At 29.8% G+C, this 20,271-nt stretch carries 15 protein-coding genes; 14 read left to right on the top strand and 1 reads right to left on the bottom strand.

Annotated features, from left to right (window positions below):
• The first annotated feature begins 2 nt into the window (after positions 1-2).
• Both VJY32_RS07475 and VJY32_RS07470 read left to right on the top strand, forming a co-directional pair.
• Complete coding sequence (locus VJY32_RS07475; RefSeq protein WP_353677285.1) at positions 3-287, top strand: NAD(P) transhydrogenase subunit alpha part 2; 285 nt, start codon at positions 3-5, stop codon at positions 285-287.
• Positions 288-295: 8 nt separating this feature from the next.
• Positions 296-1,690 carry an NAD(P)(+) transhydrogenase (Re/Si-specific) subunit beta gene (locus tag VJY32_RS07470; RefSeq protein ID WP_353677284.1) on the top strand — a complete coding sequence of 465 codons (1,395 nt, stop codon included), beginning with the start codon at positions 296-298 and terminating at the stop codon, positions 1,688-1,690.
• 311 nt (positions 1,691-2,001) lie between these two features.
• Here the strand turns inward: VJY32_RS07470 and VJY32_RS07465 are convergent, their stop codons facing one another.
• Positions 2,002-2,790, bottom strand: a complete 789-nt coding sequence (locus tag VJY32_RS07465) for a phosphatase PAP2 family protein (protein WP_353677283.1) — start codon at positions 2,788-2,790, stop codon at positions 2,002-2,004.
• Between the two features lie 100 nt (positions 2,791-2,890).
• Here VJY32_RS07465 and VJY32_RS07460 point away from each other — a divergent pair, with 100 nt between their 5' ends.
• The 12 genes from VJY32_RS07460 to VJY32_RS07405 all read left to right on the top strand — a co-directional run bounded on the left by VJY32_RS07460 (position 2,891) and on the right by VJY32_RS07405 (position 20,269).
• On the top strand, positions 2,891-3,808 hold the full coding sequence (locus VJY32_RS07460; protein WP_353677282.1) for a DUF4097 family beta strand repeat-containing protein: 918 nt from the start codon (positions 2,891-2,893) through the stop codon (positions 3,806-3,808).
• Between the two features lie 165 nt (positions 3,809-3,973).
• The gene (locus tag VJY32_RS07455) at positions 3,974-4,213 is read left to right on the top strand and encodes a hypothetical protein (protein ID WP_353677281.1); all 240 of its coding nucleotides are present in this window, start codon (positions 3,974-3,976) and stop codon (positions 4,211-4,213) included.
• A complete protein-coding gene (locus VJY32_RS07450) occupies positions 4,195-5,430 on the top strand; it encodes a type IX secretion system plug protein (protein WP_353677280.1) in 1,236 nt (411 codons plus the stop codon). The genes VJY32_RS07455 and VJY32_RS07450 overlap by 19 nt, the downstream gene beginning before the upstream one ends.
• Positions 5,427-6,431 (top strand): Gfo/Idh/MocA family protein, encoded by a 1,005-nt coding sequence (locus VJY32_RS07445; RefSeq protein WP_353677279.1) that lies wholly within the window; start codon positions 5,427-5,429, stop codon positions 6,429-6,431. The genes VJY32_RS07450 and VJY32_RS07445 overlap by 4 nt, the downstream gene beginning before the upstream one ends.
• Positions 6,432-6,513: 82 nt before the next feature.
• Complete coding sequence (locus tag VJY32_RS07440; protein WP_353677278.1) at positions 6,514-9,072, top strand: putative LPS assembly protein LptD; 2,559 nt, start codon at positions 6,514-6,516, stop codon at positions 9,070-9,072.
• Between the two features lie 515 nt (positions 9,073-9,587).
• On the top strand, positions 9,588-10,880 hold the full coding sequence (locus VJY32_RS07435; protein ID WP_353677277.1) for an ammonium transporter: 1,293 nt from the start codon (positions 9,588-9,590) through the stop codon (positions 10,878-10,880).
• Positions 10,881-10,901: 21 nt separating this feature from the next.
• Entirely contained in the window at positions 10,902-11,948 is a 1,047-nt protein-coding gene (locus VJY32_RS07430) for a porin (RefSeq protein WP_353677276.1), read from the top strand.
• Between the two features lie 29 nt (positions 11,949-11,977).
• Complete coding sequence (locus VJY32_RS07425) at positions 11,978-12,316, top strand: P-II family nitrogen regulator (protein ID WP_353677275.1); 339 nt, start codon at positions 11,978-11,980, stop codon at positions 12,314-12,316.
• Between the two features lie 658 nt (positions 12,317-12,974).
• Positions 12,975-14,288: a NarK family nitrate/nitrite MFS transporter gene (locus VJY32_RS07420; RefSeq protein ID WP_353677274.1), complete on the top strand. Its 1,314-nt coding sequence runs from the start codon at positions 12,975-12,977 to the stop codon at positions 14,286-14,288.
• A gap of 41 nt (positions 14,289-14,329) precedes the next feature.
• The gene (locus VJY32_RS07415; protein ID WP_353677273.1) at positions 14,330-17,854 is read left to right on the top strand and encodes a molybdopterin-dependent oxidoreductase; all 3,525 of its coding nucleotides are present in this window, start codon (positions 14,330-14,332) and stop codon (positions 17,852-17,854) included.
• Positions 17,851-19,314: a rubredoxin gene (locus VJY32_RS07410; protein ID WP_353677272.1), complete on the top strand. Its 1,464-nt coding sequence runs from the start codon at positions 17,851-17,853 to the stop codon at positions 19,312-19,314. Before VJY32_RS07415 ends, VJY32_RS07410 begins: the two co-directional genes overlap by 4 nt.
• A complete protein-coding gene (locus VJY32_RS07405; RefSeq protein ID WP_353677271.1) occupies positions 19,304-20,269 on the top strand; it encodes a GTP 3',8-cyclase MoaA in 966 nt (321 codons plus the stop codon). Before VJY32_RS07410 ends, VJY32_RS07405 begins: the two co-directional genes overlap by 11 nt.
• Positions 20,270-20,271 lie beyond the last annotated feature (2 nt).

Raw genomic sequence — 20,271 nt, 5'->3', positions numbered from 1 at the left:
TTATGGACGGTGTTGGAATTTTAATGTTAATTTATGTATTTGTGCTTGCCATATTTGTTGGTTTTGAATTAATTACAAAAGTTCCACCAACTTTGCATACGCCATTAATGTCAGGTTCTAATGCAATTTCTGGAATAACAATAGTTGGAGCTATTTTAAGTGCAGGCTTACATGAATTTACAGTAAGCACAATACTTGGTTTGATAGCAATGATATTTGCAACAATTAATGTAGTTGGTGGCTTTTTAGTTACCGATAGAATGCTAAAAATGTTCAAAAAAAAGTGAGTTGAGAAATGAGAATTTTTATAGAGATTTCTTATTTAATTTCATCAATATTATTCATTTTCGGAATAAAATCTCTTGCATCACCAAAAACCGCAAGAAAAGGAAATTTCCTTGCTGCTTTAGGAATGTTTATAGCAATTGTTGTTACCTTGCTTGACCAACATGTGTTAACTTATGAATGGATACTTTTAGGATTTGTAATTGGTGCATTTGCAGGAACATGGATGGCATTAAAAGTTCCCATGACAGGTATGCCTCAAATGGTTGGATTGCTGAATGGTTTTGGTGGAGGAGCTTCAATGCTTGTTGCTTTTTCTGAATATTATAAAATAATTAATTTCCCTCAGTTTACTCACGATTATCAAACAAGTATAACTATTGTATTAAGTGTGTTAATTGGAGCTGTGACATTTACAGGTTCTTTAATTGCATTTGGTAAGTTACAAGGTTTGGTTACAGGAAAAGTTGTTCGTTATCCAATGCAACATCCATTGAATGCATTGTTATTAATTGCAGTATTTGTTGGAGGAGTTTATTTCGTTTTGAATCCTTCTTTTCAATGGTTAATTATTTCAATAGGAATAATTTCGCTTTTACTTGGAGTGCTTTTAGTTCTTCCGATTGGCGGTGCTGACATGCCAGTTGCAATTTCATTGCTTAATTCATATTCCGGTCTTGCTGCTTCAGCTACTGGATTTGTTCTTCAAAATAACGAATTAATTATCGCTGGTGCATTAGTTGGTGCTTCTGGAATAATTTTGACTAACATTATGTGTAAAGGAATGAATCGTTCTTTGATGAATGTTGTTTTAGGAGGTTGGGAATCTGCTGGGTCAACCGGTCCTGCAATTTCATCGACAACTCAAAAAGGACAGGTTAAATCTGTTGATGCAGAGGAATTAGCAATGATTTTTGATGCAGCTGAATCTGTTATTATTGTTCCGGGTTATGGAATGGCTGTAGCACAAGCCCAACATGCTGTAAGAGATTTAGTAAATGTTCTTGAAGCAAAAGGGAAAAAAGTTCGATTTGCAATCCATCCAGTAGCTGGAAGAATGCCCGGCCATATGAATGTTCTATTGGCTGAAGCACAAATACCATACGAAAAAATGCTTGCTATGGAAGAAATTAATGATGATTTCCCGAATACAGATATAGCTTTTGTTGTTGGAGCTAATGATGTTGTAAATCCAGCAGCTCGGCATGATAAAAACAGCCCAATTTATGGGATGCCAATTTTAAATGTTGATTATGCAAAAACAGTTGTAATAAATAAAAGGTCATTAAATGTTGGTTATGCAGGTATTGATAATGAATTATTCTTCTATCCAAATGCATTAATGTATTTTGGCGATGCTAAAGATGCAATAACAAAGTTAGTCCATGAGATTAAAAATTATTAATGAGAATTTTTTTAGTTAAAGGCTGACAAAGATGTCAGCCTTTTTTGTTTTAAAATATTTAATGACTAAAAAAGTTTATTATAGAGTTTATAGAAATTTCAATGCGTTATTTCTTTGTAAACAGGTCCATTGATTATTAATTAGATTCCCGTTTTCTTCCATTGCAATGCTTATGGCTGCGAGAATGACAAGACAATTCAAATATATTTGTCGAAGTTTCTGTCTATTTGAATAATCATAAAATTATGTGTGAAATAGCAAGTAATGATAAAGATACTAAGAAATTTTCCTTATGTAATAAAGAATTAATGTTAAAAAGCTACTTTAAAACTTATCCACTCATAATTATTAGTGCTTCCAAGTTCTAATGAAGTAGATGAAAAATTATTTTCATTATGAATCTTATGAACCCAGTTACCTACAAAATATCCAATAGCGGCACCAAGAAAAACATCAGAAGTCCAATGATTATCCTGATAGACTCTGGATACAGCAGTTAAAACTGCCGGAACGAACGCTGCAATTTTTAAAAATCTTGAGTTTGCATTTTCTGATAATATTGTAGAAAGTGCGAATGCAAGTGTTGTATGACCTGAAGGAAGAGAATGAAAATCATCATTAAAAATTGTAAATGGTTTAAAAAATTTAGAACCGTTATTTGTAAATGGTCTTGCTCTTCCAATAGAAATTTTTAAGAACTGTGTGATAATTCCAGAATAAAATGCAGTTTGAAATATTTCATATCCAATTCTTTTTGTTGAATTATCATCTTTAATTACTCCATATAATCCAAAGGCTCCTCCAAAAATTACTGTTGTATAAATTTCTCCCCATTTTCTGCCAAGTTCAATTGGAATACTTTTGTAATAACTTCTGTCTTTCAAATACTCATCTCGAACAGGCTGGTCAATGTTCATTATTAAGATTGTTCCAATGCTCACAGCACTTAATTTTATCCAGTCTTTCTTTTCCCATTCAAATGGTTGTTTTATAAATTTAATTGATTCATCACTGAACTGAGATATACTGTATTTATTCTGTGCATAATTGTTTAATGTGAAAAATAAATACAGGAGTAAAAAAATTTTTCTGTAGCACATAAAAATTTATTTGTTACAATCTGTGAATGTTATTAAATAAAAAATGTAACTTTCTCTTAAAAGCTTAGTCTAAAGATATGAATAAAACGGAGGATTTGAAATGAAAGAATTGCAAAATAAGCTTGGCATAATTTTTTTCTTGATAATTGTTTCGCTTTTAGTTATGAATATTGCACTTAATGCTGAAGAAAAAAGAATCGTAAAAGAAAAATCATTTAATGTTAATCAAGGAGAAACCATTACAATTGAAACATCAGGAGCTGATGTGAAGATAAAATCCTGGGATAAAAATGAAGTGTATGTTAAAATATTGGGAAGCAAGCGTGCAGAAGAAAGAATCAATTTTGTAATTGAAAAATCGGGTACTGAAGTTCGAGTAATTTCAAAAAGAAAGATGAATTCTTTTTTTAATTTCTGGGGTGGGCTGAACTTAAGGATAGAAGCTTTTACTCCTAAAAATTTTAATGTCAATGTAGAAACTTCTGGTGGTGATGTGAATGCTGATGACTTAAATGGTAAATTTAAATTAACTTCTTCAGGTGGCGATATTAAACTGAATGGTTTAACTGGTGAATTAATTTTAAAAACATCTGGGGGAGACATTGAATTAGTAAATACTTCTGGTAATCTTGATGCTGCAACTTCAGGGGGCAATATTGTATGTAAAAATGTTGCTGGTAAAATCAGTGTGAATACTTCTGGAGGTGATATTAATATTCAAGCAAAAGAAGGAGAAATTGATGCAGTTACATCTGGCGGGGATATTAAAATTTCTTTAGAAAATAATTTTAATGGTATAAAAGCCAAGACTTCTGGGGGCGATATTGCTTTAGAATTACCTTCTAACACAAATGCTTCGGCAATTCTCGAAACATTTGGGGGCGAGATTGAGTGCGATTTTTCACATATTAAAACACAGAAATTAACAAAGCATAAATTGATTGCAGAGTTAAATAATGGTGGTGAAAAACTTGAAGCTAAAACAAGTGGCGGTGATATAATCTTAAAAGAAAAATAAAATTTTTAACCAATGATTGTCATTAATTGAGCACAGAAATATTTTGTTTCTGTGCTTTTTTATTACTAATCTTACAATAAATCTCTTCCCTGTATGATTGGAAAAGATTTCATTTTTCCATACTTTTTGAATAAATATTTAAAATAATTTTGAAAGAGGAACACTATGAAATTAGACTGGTCTCAGTTCAATGGAAAAATGCTTAATATAACTATGTACGAAAATTATGGCGTAGTTTATGGCAAATCCGAAGATGAACATCCAACCTTTTACGAAATTGTATTTAAAACAGGCAAATTGATTGCAGCTTATGATGATGGCTTATTGCTCGAATCTAAACGGGATGAACAATCATATAATATTTTTGTACCATTTACTTCTATAAAATGTGTAGAAATATTTTAATTATTTTTCTGATAATTATCCCTTTTGTAAAAATTAATGCGGAAGATTTCGTAATAAAAAGCTTGCGTGTATATTCTTCACTAAGTGAAATATCATTTCCAATAATTGACAAATCAGATTCTTCAAAAAAAACAATTACAATTGAATTCGATGTTCAAGCGAATTATGCTCCTGCTCTTAATATAATTTTCAAATTTTGTGATAAAGATTGGCAACCTTATGAAAATATTTTTTTAGCAAATATTGGCTATAATACTGAATATAACCTCTGGTTAGAAAAGCTCCCGCTAAGAGTCACTGATGCAAGATATCATTACACAGGTATATTTCCTAACAAAAATGTAACATTCCCTTTTTCTGGAAAGTGGAAATTTTTTATAGTGGATTCACAAAATCCAGAAAAGATTTATGGAGAAGGGAAATTCTTAGTTGTTATTCCAGAAGTAAGCTTGCATATCTCAATTACAAAAAACAGAATGGAAAGTGTAATTCCAGAAATTGCTGCATTGGGAAGAACAATTACAATATTTACTTCATTCACATTGCCTGATACACTGTTTGAATCAAATATTCAACTTGTAGAAATTATTGAGAACAAAAAAATTTCTTACCCAATTCGAATCGATAGAACAAAATTGACAGATCAAAATTATTATGAATGGAATGGTAGCAATAAATTTTTATTTATTGCAAAAGATATTAAACCTGGAAATGAATATCGACAAACAGATTTGAGAGATATTAATCGTTTCAACCAGAAAAATGTAAATGCTCAGTATGATGGAATTGAAGTGTCAAGTTTTTTTAAGAAAAGAAAAAAAGATTTAAATGGAGGTTCGATTCTTACAAATTATAAAAATGATTATGCTGAATATTTGAATGTTACTTTTATGATTCGTCCGCCAGAAAATATAACCTCTTCTGTTTTTCTAGTAGGTGATTTTAATAACTGGCAGATTTTACCCGAGTATGAATTATTTGATGATAATGGGTTGCTTAATTTGACCATTGAACTAAAAAGAGGAATTTATGACTATCAATATGTTACTGCAGATAATATTAATGAAGAAATAAAAAATATTAATTGGTATGCTCTCGAAGGTAATTTCTGGGAAACTGAAAATGATTATCATATATTCCTGTATTATAAAACTCCGGAAAAAGGAGGATTTGATAAAATAATTGGTTATAAAAAAATAAATAGTGGTGGATTATGAACAAAGTGAAAGTTTGTGTCGTCGGCACTGGCCATTTAGGCAAAGTGCATATAAAATTACTTAAGGGAATTAATAACTGTGAATTAATTGGAGTTTATGACAAAGATTTTAACAAATCAAAAAATGTGGCGGAAGAATTTAATGTTAAACAATATCATGAATTAGAAAAACTTCTTGAAGACACCGAAGCTGTAGTAATTGTTGCTACTACAAGTGCACATTATGAATTGGTTAAAAAAGCCTTTGAATTTAACAAGCATGTTTTTGTCGAAAAGCCAATTACTGTTCATATCTGGGAAGCAGAAGAACTCGTAAAAATTTCAGAAGAAAAAAAATTAAAATTACAGGTGGGACATATTGAAAGATTTAATCCAGCATTAGTTGCTCTTGAGAAGTATGATTTAAATCCGATGTTTATTCAATCAGACAGACTTTCACAATTTAATATGAGAGGAACAGATGTTGCAGTTGTTCTGGATTTAATGATTCATGATATTGATATAATTTTGAGTCTTATTAAAAGTGAAATTAAAGATATTAAAGCAAGTGGTATCGCGGTTGTATCAAATAATATTGATATAGCAAATGCAAGAATTGAATTTGAAAATTTTGCTGTTGCAAATGTTACTGCAAGCAGAATATCGCAAAAGAGAATGAGAAAAATGAGACTCTTTCAGCGTGATACTTACTTTTCAATTGATTTTATTGAAGGACAAACAGAAATAATTCGATTATTGGCTCCTGACAGTTTACCTAAAGGGGGTTATTTGAATCTTGGAGAAATCGGGATTGGAGAAAAAAAGAAAATTGTAATTTATGAAAATCCTTCTCAAATTAATATTAATCCTCTGCAGTATGAATTGCAGCTTTTTGTTAATTCGATTTTGAATGATACAAAACCACCGGTTACAGGAGCCGATGGACTTAAAGCCTTGAAAGTTGCTGATATGATTATTAAAAAAATCGAAGAGTCTATTGAAAGAGCAAAAATTATAAACTAAATATTTGTGATTTGCTAAATCGGAAAAACATTAAACTGCAGCTCAAAAAGTTGATATCAATTTTTATCTATCAATTATTCAGATGAAGAAAATAACTCTCATATTGTTTTTAGTAAATGTTTCATTATTAGCACAAGAATATATTTATTTAAAAACTGATACCTTAAAATCATCAGTTGATATTTCTTCAATTGACACAACAAAATCAAAAAAGAAATTTGATGTAGACGATGTTGTTTATGCAGCATCTTCAGATTCTATAGTTTTTGATGTAAGCAGTAAAAAGATGTTTATTTATGGGAATGGGAATTTGAAATATAAGGATACAGAATTAAGAAGTGGCAAAATTAATATTGATTATAATACAAATGAACTTGAAGCTTTTGGAATACCTGATACTTCTGATACTGCAAAAGTTAAAATAAAGCAGACACCGGTTTTGAAAGAGGGGACAGAGATTTACGAAGGCAATCAATTAAGATACAATTTTAAAACTCAACGTGGATTTATCTCACTTGCAAAAAATGAAATGCAGGGTTCAAGGTATGAAGGGGAAAAAGTTAAAAAGGTAGATAAAAATATTTATTTCATTCAGCACGGAATGTTTACTACCTGTGAAAAGGATACCCCACATACTTATTTTACTGCAAGTGAAATGAAAGTAATTCAAAAAGATAAAGTATTTGCACGATGGATATTTATGCATATTGGAGGAGTTCCATTTCCTATCCCGATTCCATTTGCAGTATTTCCAAGTGAAGGTGGAAGACGAAGCGGCATTATAGTTCCGAGTTACGGCAGAGATGAGAGACGGGGCCAATATTTTTATAACTTTGGATATTTCTGGGCAATAAGTGATTATTTTGATGCTGCATTTACAGGAGATTATTATTCAAAAGGCGGATATGGACTTCGTTCTCGTTTAAGATATGCTAAGAGATATAATTTTGATGGGTCATTGAATGCTGGTTATTCTAAAATTAAAATTGGTGAACCCGAAGACCCTGCAGCTTACAAGCAGAATGTTAACGACTGGAATTTTTCATGGTATCACAATCAGCAGATTAATCCCACAACGCAATTAAATGTTAATCTTCAATTTTATTCTTCAACATACTTAAAAAATAATAGCATAGACTATTATGATATTCTTTCACAAAACATAATTTCAAATGCAACATTTACAAAAAGATGGGAAGAATCAGGTAATAATTTATTTATTAATTATAGCCGAACTCAAAACTTAATTAGCGGGGATATTTACGAAAATTTACCAAACATTACATTTACTAAAAATATTTCCTATCCATTCAAAAAAGAAAGTGCTGATTTAGTAGGTAAACAAAAATGGTATGAACAAATTGGATATACATATACAGGTCAATTTTCAAATAACAGAAATAAAGTGAAGGGTAATTTATCAATAAGAGGAGGTATTCAACATAATTTGTCTATCAATGCTTCACCTAAAATTGGATATTTCAGTGTAGCTCCAAGAATTAATTATACAGAAAAATGGTATAACAAAAGAATTAAGAAAGAAACTATAGTTGTCAAAAAAATAAATTCAATTACTGGTGAAGTAACAGAAGAAGATTCAGTTGTAACTACAGATGTAAATGAATATAATTTTGTCAGAACTTTTGATTTGAGTGTAACTGCAAATACAAAACTGTATGGAATATTTCAACCAAATATTTTTGGTATCGAGGCTTTTCGTCATACACTAACACCATCTATTTCTTATGTATATCAACCAGACTTTGCAGATGATTTTTGGGGCTATTATGATTATTACACAACTTCAAAAGGAGAAAAAATTAAATATGATAAATTTAGCAACGAAGTATTTAGAGGTGTAGATGCCGGCAAAAAACAAATGTTAAATTTTTCGATTGGGAATGTCTTTGAGGTGAAAACTTCAAAAAGTCCTGATGATACATCTAAAAGTTCTGAAAGCAATAAAATTCAGTTGTTAAATTTATCTGCTAATTTAGGATATAATTTTAATGCACAGGTATTTAAATTATCCGATTTAACTCTCACTTATAGAACTCAAATTGGGAATGTTCTTAGTTTTAATGGTTCTTCAAGTTATACATTTTATGATTATGTGGATAAAACAAAAGTAAATAAATATCTAGTTTCTGCAGGTAAAGGTTTATTTAGATTAACCAATTTTTATTTTTCTGTATCAACAAATTTAACTGGTGCTAAAGGCAAAAGTGAAAAATCTATAATTAGCAAAACAAATCAAACAGATAAAAGAGATTTATCAACATCAGAAATTCAGAACTCAGAATTTACCATACCGTGGAATTTAAGTCTTAGTTATAATTTTAATTTGAGTAAGAATGACCCTTCAACAGTATCAAAGTATTCTAATATAAGTGCTAATCTAAATTTTAGTTTAACAAAAAATTGGAAGTTTACAATTCGTGGCAGTTACGATTTTGAACGAAAGCAAATTACAACTCCTCAAATTACAATCTACAGAGACCTTCACTGCTGGGAAATGAATTTCATCTGGAATCCACTTGGATATTATCGTGGATTTAGATTTGAAATTAGAATGAAAGCACCTGAACTGCAGGATATAAAGATTACAAAATCCCGGGGATTATTCTCAGGGAGAAGATAATCATAGACTGAAAATATCCGAAGCCCCATCTAACTTTTCATTTATTTATTCTATTTAGCTTCTAATTTCATAAAAAAAATATTTAGGGGAACTTGACTTTAAACCATATAATTCTATATTTGTATATAGAATTACCTAATATATTAAGGTAATATAACAATAATACCTAATTAATTATTTCTTTATTTTTCTTAACAATAAAATTATCCCCAAATGGCATCAATAAACTTAAATAAAATATATAGCTCTATAAACATTCTATTTATTTGGTTCCATACAGGATTTACATGACATTATTTAATTTGTTCTAAAATTGCTCTTTCAATAAAGCATAAAGTAGGGTCCATATATTTTAAGATTATGTGAAACATCAATTGTCAAGCGAGGTTTATCTAATTTTATTTTATCTGAACTCTATTTGTTCATTACATTAAATAGATAATGTATTTATAAAAAATGCTCATTAATCTTTCATTTGATAAATGTTAATTAATATATAAACGGAGGTATACTTTATGGAAAATAAAATAATCTTTGATACAATATGGGTACTTATCACAGCATGTCTTGTATTTTTTATGAATCTTGGTTTTGCTCTTGTAGAATCAGGATTTACACAAAGTAAAAATACAGTAAATATTCTTTCAAAGAATTTTATTGTATTTGCAATTTCATCGTTTGCCTTCTGGCTTATTGGTTGGGGATTAATGTTTGGAGATGGAAATGGTTTTATAGGTTATAAAGGATTAATAGGTTTAAGTGGAGCGGATAATAGTCCTGCAACAGGTGATGCTTATTCTGGAGTTTATTCTGCAATCAGCTGGGCAACAGTGCCACTTCTTGCAAAATTCTTTTTTCAGCTTGTATTTGCTGGAACTGCTGCAACAATTGTATCTGGAGCAGTAGCAGAAAGAATAAAGTATATTGATTTCATTATCTTCTCTTTCATCTTAGTTGCAATTATGTATCCAATAACAGGTCATTGGATTTGGGGAGGAGGCTGGCTTGCTCAATTAGGTTTCTGGGATTTTGCAGGCTCTACTGTTGTTCATTCTGTTGGCGGCTGGGCTGCACTTGCAGGAGCAATTATATTAGGTCCACGCTTAAATAAATATAAAGATGGCAAAATCAATCCCATCCCCGGTCATAATATGACATCGGCAACAATCGGTGTTTTTGTCCTGTGGCTCGGTTGGTTTGGATTTAATCCAGGCAGTACTATGGCAGCTGATGTAAATAATATTTCAAGAATAGTTGTTACAACTAATAGTGCTGCTATTGCTGGTTTACTAAGTTCTACTGTTGTAGCCTGGATAGTCCTTGGTAAACCAGATTTAAGTATGACAATTAACGGTTGTCTTGCAGGTCTGGTTGCTATAACCGCAGGATGTGCTTTTGTAAGTGTAGAGAGTTCTTTGATAATTGGTGCTATTGCAGGTGTTATCGTTGTTTTTTCAGTAATATTTTTTGATAAAATCAAAGTCGATGACCCTGTTGGAGCTATATCTGTTCATTTAGTCAATGGAGTGTTTGGAACTTTAGCAGTTGGACTTTTTGCACAAGATGTTTTTATGCCCGGAACAACTGGCAATGGATTATTCTTTGGTGGCGGTATTAAACTTTTTACCAATCAATTGATAGGAGTAATAACAGTTGGAGCTTTTACATTTATTATTTCTTTTGTAGTATGGTTGATTTTGAAGAAACTACTTGGTATAAGAGTATCAATGACAGAAGAAATTGAAGGGTTGGATATTGGCGAACACGGAATGGAAGCATATCCAGAATTTGAAAAAGTTGCTAAATAGTAAACAAAAAGGAGTGATAAAATGAAAACTATATATAATTTGATCATAATACTTCTTTTAACATTTTCATTTAATTTTGCCCAAAATTCTAAATTATCTTTAAATGGTTATATGGAAACTTCATATAATTATAACCTGAGTAAAAGTACTGTTAATTCATTGCGCTCTTATGATGCAAAAGCAAATCAAATAGCAATTAATAATATTCATTTTGAATTAACAGGTAATTCTTCCGATAAATTAACTTATAACGCACAAATAGATTTTGGAACTGATGCAGGTGTTCATGGAATTTTGCATCAAACAGCTATTGGAGCAGGTCCTATTGCTGTGGATCTACAAGAAGCTTATTTAACTTATTCATTTAATGACCAATGGAAATTTACAGCTGGCAAATTTGTAACATTTGAAGGAATTGAAGTAATTGAAGGACCGAGTAATCCAACAATATCACGTGGTTATCTTTTTGGTTTAGCTGAACCTTTCACTCATGTTGGTGGATATGTTAATTATATACCATCATCAGAGGTTGATATAAAAATTGGAGTTGTAAATGGCTGGGATTTACTTGTAGATAACAATAAGGATAAAACCATTATAGCGCGGTTAGGATTAAATTTAGGGAATCCTCTCTCTGTAGGTTTTTCATATTCATATGGTGCAGAGCAGATTAATTCAAATAATGCAAGAAATTCTTTTGATATAACTGGTATTACAAATTTAATTTCTAATGTAGCACTTAATTTCCAATTTAATTATGGGATGGAAAAAATTAATGATGAAGATACAAAATGGTTGGGTTTTGGAATTCAACCTGTAATTAAATTAAGTGAAGGTTTTGATGTTGGATTACGAGCTGAATATTTCTCAGATGAACAAGGTGCAAGAACTGGAATAACTGATTTGAAAACTTTCAATTTTACAGTTGTACCTACATTCAAATTAGATGCATTAGTATTCAGACTTGAATATAGATTGGATAGTGCTAATAAAGAAATATTTATCGAAGAAAATGGTATTGCAAAAACTTCAAATACAATTTCATTAGGTTTATCTTTTAGTTTTTAATTAATAAAAAATTATTTTGAGAGGTTGTTATGAAAAAAATAGAAGCAATAATAAGACCTCATAAGTTGGATGAGGTTCAAGAAGCATTAAGCGAAGCAGGCTTTGCCGGACTTACAGTTTCAGAAGTTCGAGGCTACGGAAGACAAAAAGGGCATAAAGAAGTTTATCGTGGCACAGAATACAATATCAATTTTGTACCAAAAGTAAAAATTGAGTTGATATGCTCTGATGATAAATTAGAAAAAGCAATTGAAATAATAATAAATGTTGGAAAGACTGGACAAGTTGGAGATGGTAAAATTTTCATTTATGATGTTAAAGATGCAATAAGAATAAGAACCGGTGAATCTGGAGAAAGTGCTTTATAATTATCATTTTTTCAGAGGTTTGCCCCTGAATTTTACAGGGGCAGCCTCTGAAAAAATATTTACTTCCCATCTTTTAAGAAGGTGTTAAAAAGTTAAGTCACTAACTTCGATATACCAAAGAAAGGGTCGCCGAAAGTTATAAATTTTCAATCATTAAAATACCTTTTTGGAATTCCATTATTATGTTGTAATAAACTTTAAGGCATTCATATTATTAATAAGATATTTATCTTAACTTGTAAATTTACTAAATAAAAAATCTTTAAAAATTTCTATAAAAATTTTTGGTGATACTTGACACTATATCTTATAAACTTTATAATTGTAGGTGAAATAAATATAATTACTATTTTATTAAGGGAAAAATTATATAATGACTAAAAAAATAAGGTAATTTAACAATTCTGCTTTATTTTAAAGTAATATAAAAAATGAGCAGGTAAGATAACCTTATTTCACTATTTTTAATGAACTTGGCGGTTCCTTCATAGTGAAATAGTTGAGAAGCATTCTAAAAGGTATAATCCATTTTGGATCTGCCTTTCTTTTTAGCTTCTGTTTACTTACCTGCTCGATCAAAAATAAATATTATATATTAAAGATACAATAAGATTAATAAAATTATAGAAAAGGTTGATTTAACTATGGAGATAGAAAAATGGAAAATTCTATAAAACCACTCGATAAAATAAATCTAATAAACTTTTCAAGCATACAAATGAAAACCTTTCATATTACTTGGATAACATTTTTCTTTTGTTTTTTTGGTTGGTTTGGAATTGCTCCTCTTATGCCTGTAGTAAGAGAAGAATTTGCATTAAGCAAAGAGGAAATAGGCAATCTTGTTATTGCATCTGTATTTGCAACAATTTTTGCTCGAATTGTATTTGGAAGATTATGCGATTCTTTAGGTCCAAGATTATCATATACAATTTTATTGGTCTTAGGTGCTATCCCAATTATATTTATAGGTTTATGCAATGACTATTTATCATTGTTAATATTTAGGTTCTTGATTGGAATTATTGGGGCATCTTTTGTTATAACTCAGTTTCATACATCTGTAATGTTTGATTCAAAAATTGTTGGAACTGCTAATGCAATTGCAGCCGGCTGGGGCAATTTAGGTGGCGGGGTTACCAATCTTGTTATGCCTTTAATATTTAGTGCTATTGTATCAATAGGTTTTACAAAATTTATAGCCTGGCGATTGGCTATGATTATTCCAGGGATAATATTATTGGTCTTAGCTTATGTCTATTATAAATTTACAAAAGATACACCATATGGTAATTATAAAGAAATAAGTAAAAAATTATATATAAAAAGAAATAGCAAAGGTAAATTAAATAAAGCAATAACAGATTACAGAACATGGCTCCTTGCAATGGCATATGCTGCAAGTTTTGGTATAGAAATAACTTTTGATAATGTCGCAGCAATATACTTTGTGGATTACTTCAAGGCAGACATTGTTTTTGCTGGAGCTCTTGCAAGTATTTTTGGAATTATGAACTTATTTGCGCGTGCTTTAGGTGGAATTTACGCAGATAAAATTGGTAGTAAGTATGGTATTAAAGGAAAAGGAATTTTTTTAGGGATAACATTAATACTAGAAGGACTAGGCATCATTCTATTTGCTAATACTAACAACCTTACCATTGCTGTTATTTCCATGCTCGTATTTGCATTATTTCTGAAGATGGCAAACGGAGCTAATTATTCTATTGTTCCTTTTATCAATAAAGAAGCAATTGGAAGTGTTAGTGGTATTGTTGCAGCCGGTGGAAATATTGGGGCAGTTCTTGCAGGGTTCTTGTTTAAATCAGATTCATTTAGTTATAAAGAAGCATTTGTTTTCATAGGTATAACCGTATTCATTATCGGATTGTTATTTATGTTGAAATTTAATCAAACAAAAAAAGAAAAAAATATTTTACTCGAAAACTTAGAGTTGGAATCTGTCTCTTGATAATTTTTTTATTAATGTGAAACAAATTAGAAAGTAGCATAATGAAATACGATTCATATAAATCAACATGTTGTTACTGTGGTGTAGGCTGCGGTATAGTGATAAAAAAAATTTCCGAAAATAAAATTATAGTTGAAGGCGACCCTGATAATTCTGTAAATAAAGGGATGTTATGTTCAAAGGGAATTAATCTTCATTTTACAGTAAATGACAAATCAGACAGGTTGCTTTATCCTCAGATGCGATTATCCCGCAGCCATCAAATGAAAAGAGTTTCCTGGGATGATGCTTTGAATCGCATTGCCAATGTTTTCAAAGCATTAATTAAAAAATATGGACCAGATTCAATTGGTTTTTATGTGTCAGGTCAGTGTTTAACTGAAGAATATTATGTTATCAACAAATTGATGAAAGGTTTTATTGGTTCGAATAATATTGATACAAATTCAAGATTATGTATGAGTTCTGCAGTTACAGCTTATAAATTATCATTGGGAGAAGATGCAGTTCCGTGTAGTTACGAAGATATTGAATTGGCAGATTGTTTATATATAAGTGGAGCAAATCCAGCCTGGTGTCATCCTATTTTGTTCAGAAGAATTGAAAAACATAAGAACAATAATCCAGATGTAAAAATAATTGTAGCTGATCCAAGACATACTGAATCATGCTCTATTGCAGATATTCATCTTCAATTAAAACCCGGAACAGATATAGTATTAAACAATGCTATTGGGCGTTGTTTGATTGAAATGAATTATATAGACAAAAATTTCATAGAGAAGCATACAGAAGGATTTGAAGAATACAAAAAATTAGTTATGAACCGAAGCCTAAGTGAAGCATCTGATATTTGTGATGTCCCTGTAGAACTAATAATTAAAGCCGCTGAATTTATCGGTAAATCAAACGGCTTTATTTCTTTCTGGGCAATGGGATTAAACCAAAGTGTAGTAGGAGTCAAGAAAAATTTAAGCATGATAAACTTATCACTAATTACAGGAAAAATAGGGAAACCTGGCTGTGGACCATTTTCATTAACAGGTCAACCTAATGCAATGGGAGGAAGAGAAGTTGGTGGAATGTGTAATCTTTTACCTAATCACAGGGAACTATCAAATCCTGAACATAGAAAATTTTTACAGGAATTTTGGGGAAGCAAGGAAATTAAATCCAAGCCAGGGTTATCTGCAACCGAAATGTTTGATGCATTGATTGAAGGCAAACTTAAGGCAATTTGGATTATATGTACAAACCCTGTGGTAAGTATGCCAGATTCAAGAAAAGTTGAAAAAGCACTGCAAATGGCAAAGTTTGTTGTTGTTCAAGATATATCTAAAAATTCACAAACATTGAATTATGCCGATGTTATTTTACCGGCTGCTTCCTGGGCTGAAAAAGAAGGAACGATGACAAATTCAGAGAGAAGAATTTCTTACTTGTCTCCAGTAGTATTACCTCCAGGCGAAGCATTGCCCGATGCTGAAATTATAATACGATTTGCTAATAAAATGGGTTTCGGAAAAGCATTTAATTATAAAAATATGAGTGAAATATTTGATGAACATTGCAGGTTATCAAAAGGAACAAATGCTGATATATCGGCTCTTAACTATTCTATCTTAAAAGAAAAAGGCACAGTCCAATGGCCATTTAAATCATTGGATGATTTTCAAGCAAAAAGATTGTTTTCAGATTTTAATTTCTATACAAAAACTCAAAAAGCATTAATTCATAAAACTCCTGATATGAATGAATCTGAAAATACAAATGATGATTTTCCACTTATACTTACAACAGGTAGAATTCGTGATCAATGGCATACAATGACCAAAACAGGTAAAGTAAAAAAATTAAAACAACACATTCCTTATCCATACTTGGAAATAAATCGCGTTGATGCTGATGAAAGAAATATTTGTGATGGAGACCTTGTAGAAATTAAAAATAAAAGAGGCAATGTTATTGTTGAAGCTAAGATAAATGAAGATATAAAAAAAGGTGTTGTTTTTCTTCCCATGCATTGGGGCAAAATTTTAAATTCAGATTTATGCCGTGCAAATAATCTAACGAACAACCTAATCGATCCATTATCTAAAGAACCTGACCTTAAGTATGCTGCGGTAGAAGTTAAAAAGTATTTAAAGAAAAAACAAAAAATAATACTTATTGGAGCTGGTATATCTGCATTCAATTTTATTAAGTATTATACAAAACTTAATGCCAATGATGACATTGAAATCTTTTCCGAAGAATTACAACCATTCTACAATAGAACACTTTTACCGTATTATATCTCGGGAGAATTAAACTGGCATAGAATTATAATGAAAAGTAAAAATGATGGGTGCAATATCTCCATAAAAAAAGGAGTTGCTATTAAAAAAATAAATAGAGAATCTAAAACTGTTATTGATACTAATGGTAATGAACATAATTATGATGTTTTAATTTTGTCTACAGGAAGCAGACCTAAAATTATTGAATCTCTTAATCTAAATATTGAGGGAATATTTTATTTGAGAACAATTAACGATGCGGATAAATTACTGCCATATTGTAAAAAAGATAATCGCATTGTTATTGTTGGCGGAGGATTGCTTGGTATTGAATTAGCCTCTTCATTATCTGAAAAAGATGTGCAAGTAACTATAATTCATAGAACATCGCGTTTAATGGATAAATACCTGGACCTGCAGGCAAGTCAATTATTACTTGATGAACTTATCGCTAGAGGCATAAAAATTAATTTTAATAATGAAGTTGAATTAGTATTTGGAAAAGAAAGACTGACAAGTATAAAACTAAAAAGCGGAGAATATATTGAATGTGATGCCTTAATACTTGCTACTGGTACAATACCAAACATTGAAATAGCTAAAGATGCAGGCCTAAAATGTGGTAAAGGTGTAATTGTAAATAAGTATTTACAAACTTCAGATTCGTCAATTTATGCCATAGGTGAAATTGCTGAATTCAATAACATTTGTTATGGAAATATTATTGCAATAAAAGAACAAGCAGAAATTCTTGCAAAACATTTAAGCGGCAACATGAGTGTTTACTATGAAGGTTCATTGTCTGTGAATATACTAAAGATGAATAGTTTTGATCTCATTACAATTGGAACAACACAAATTCCACCCGATGATAACAATTATGAAGAAGTAATATTTATCGATAGAAAAAAGAAATACTATAAAAAATGTATTGTCCATAATCAGAGATTAATTGGGGCTGTATTAATCGGAGATAAAAGCGAGGTTAACGAATTTAAAAATCTTATAAAAAATAAAATTGAACTCTCTGAAGAAAAAAGGTCTCAGTTATTAAGACCTTCTAATAACGATATTTCATTAAATGGCAAAATAATTTGTTCCTGCAATTCTATTAGTGAATCAACACTGATAAATAAAATTAAAACCGGTATTACAAATATTGATGAATTATGTAATGTAACAAGTGCTGGGACAAGCTGTGGCAGCTGCAGACCAGAAATCAAAAAAATATTGGATGCACAACTTAAGAACATTAGTTCAATCATTAAGGAAGAAGTTTTGCAATGAAAAAAACAAAAAACATATTAAAGATAAATTTTAAAGGTGGAATTGTTTATGTAGACCAGCTACGATTAATAATAGATATTATTAAAAATTATAACAGGATTAAGATTTACTTAGGCAATAGACAAAATTTATATTTAGTTCTGAGCAATAAGTATGTTGATAAAATTCTTAATTCACTTAATCAGAGCAATATAAAATATTTTACTGAGGTAGAGAATAATCCAAATATTGTTAGCTCTTATGTTGCAATAGACCTTAAAGGTACAACTTCCTGGATTAAAGAGAGCATTTTTAACGATGTCCTTGATACATTTGATTATCAACCTAAGTTGAAAATCAACATTATTGATATCAATCAGAATCTTGCATCACCTTTTGATTGTGATTTATGTTTTGTAGCTTCAAACTATCATAATTTCTGGTACTTCCTTATTAAAAATCCATTGCAGAATAAATTTTATTGCTGGAATAAACTAATATATAGTTCCGATTTGGGAGCTTTAGCTAAAGAAGCAGAAGAATATATAATTGATAAGCAAGATTATGATATAGAAAATATTCAGAAATATATAAATGAAAAATTCAAATATATTTTTATTGAAAAACATGAAGAACTAAAATTTCAAAAGGCGTCTAACAATTATGACAGAATAAATCCAAATGGGAATAACTCGTGGATAGAACTCTTCAATTTTGATTCCGAAAATTCTGTCAATTTCTTTGAGAATATTTTAAGAGAATGTATAAAAAGAAAGATTAATAAAATCTATATTACTACATGGAAGACTATCATAATAAAAAACATAAAAGAGGAAGATTTAATTAATTGGAAAATAATAATTGGTAAACATTGCTTTAATTTAGAACATTTATCATCAGAAATTTATTGGAAGCATGAAGATTTCAATACATCAGCAGAAAAATTAAAATCATATCTAATTAAGGAATTATATAAAAACGGAATAAAAAACTCAGATTTGATTTATGGTATTTGCACAAACGATGATTTTAATTTTACAGCAGACATTTCTATTAAAATAAAAAATCCATTTCCTTTACTCCCATTTTTCAAATACTATGATATTTATTATTCAGAGAACTTTAATCCTGTAAAAGAAAATTCAGTATTTATTAGTCGTGAGTATCTCAAAAGTAATTTGATTAACACAATAAAATATTTATCAAAAAAGTATTACGAAGATTTAGAAAAACTTTATCATAATAATAATCAGACTAATCAGAATTCAAAAAAAGTAAAACATTATTGGGTGCCTGGTAAAATTTATGTATGCAAAGATTGTAATACTGTTTATGATCCTGAAGTAGGGGATATTTTCAATAATATTAATCCAGGAACTTCTTTCGAAGAATTGCCAGATACTTATTCCTGCTACATCTGTTCATCTCCAAAGGAAAACTTTGAAATAAGATTAAAAACATTAGAAAGATATGAAGAATAAAATGTTTATTTCAGATAAATATGGACGAACATTCGGTACGCTTAGAGTAAGTTTGACAAATGTTTGCAACTTTTATTGCACATACTGCAGAGAAGAAGGTTTTATATCAAAGAAAAATGGATTGAAAGTTCTAAACTATATGGAGTTAGCTGAGATTGTTAATGTATTAAATAAAATATTTCATTTTAAGTCTATTAGATTAACAGGAGGAGAGCCTACTTTATATCATAATCTAATTCCTTTTATTGAAAGATTAAGATTCTATAACATTGATAACATTAAGATTACATCTAATGGATACCTATTAAAGAAAATAGCACAGAATTTATCCGTAGCTGGAGTAAGAAAAATTAATATTTCGTTAGACGCAATCGACTCAAAAATATTTTATTTAATAACAAGAACCGATGCACTTAATAAAGTAATTGAAGGAATAGAAGAATCACTTAGAAATAATATCTCTGTAAAAATTAATTCGGTTATTATGAGAAATATTAATGAAAATCAAATAATCCCATTGTTGGAATTTGGGATATCAAAAAATATCAAGGTTAGATTTTTAGAATTAATGAAAATGGGTCATTTATACTTCAAAGAGTTCGATAAATACTTTTATTCTACAAATAAAATAATAAGTGTAATTAATAATAAGTATTTGATAGTTAAATCTTATAGAAGAGCAAATGCTACTGCTACATATTGGCAAATTGAAAATGGTTATGAATTTGGAACTATATCGAACGAATCACAACCATTTTGTTCTGATTGTGACCGATTAAGATTAGACAGTTATGGTAATATTTATGGATGCATAAGCAGTGAAGTGAAAGAAAATATTGCAAATATTATTCATGATGAAAATTTGCTCAAAGATAGTTTAATAAAAGCATTAAGTCAAAAACAATCTATAAAATTTACAGGTTGTGCAACACCAATGATTGCAATAGGAGGTTAATA

The sequence above is a fragment of the Rosettibacter primus genome, from assembly GCF_036860675.1.
Classification (GTDB): Bacteria; Bacteroidota; Ignavibacteria; order Ignavibacteriales; family Melioribacteraceae; genus Rosettibacter; species Rosettibacter primus.
Note: the sequence above shows the minus strand (reverse complement) of the source record. Positions and strands in the feature narration are given on the sequence as shown.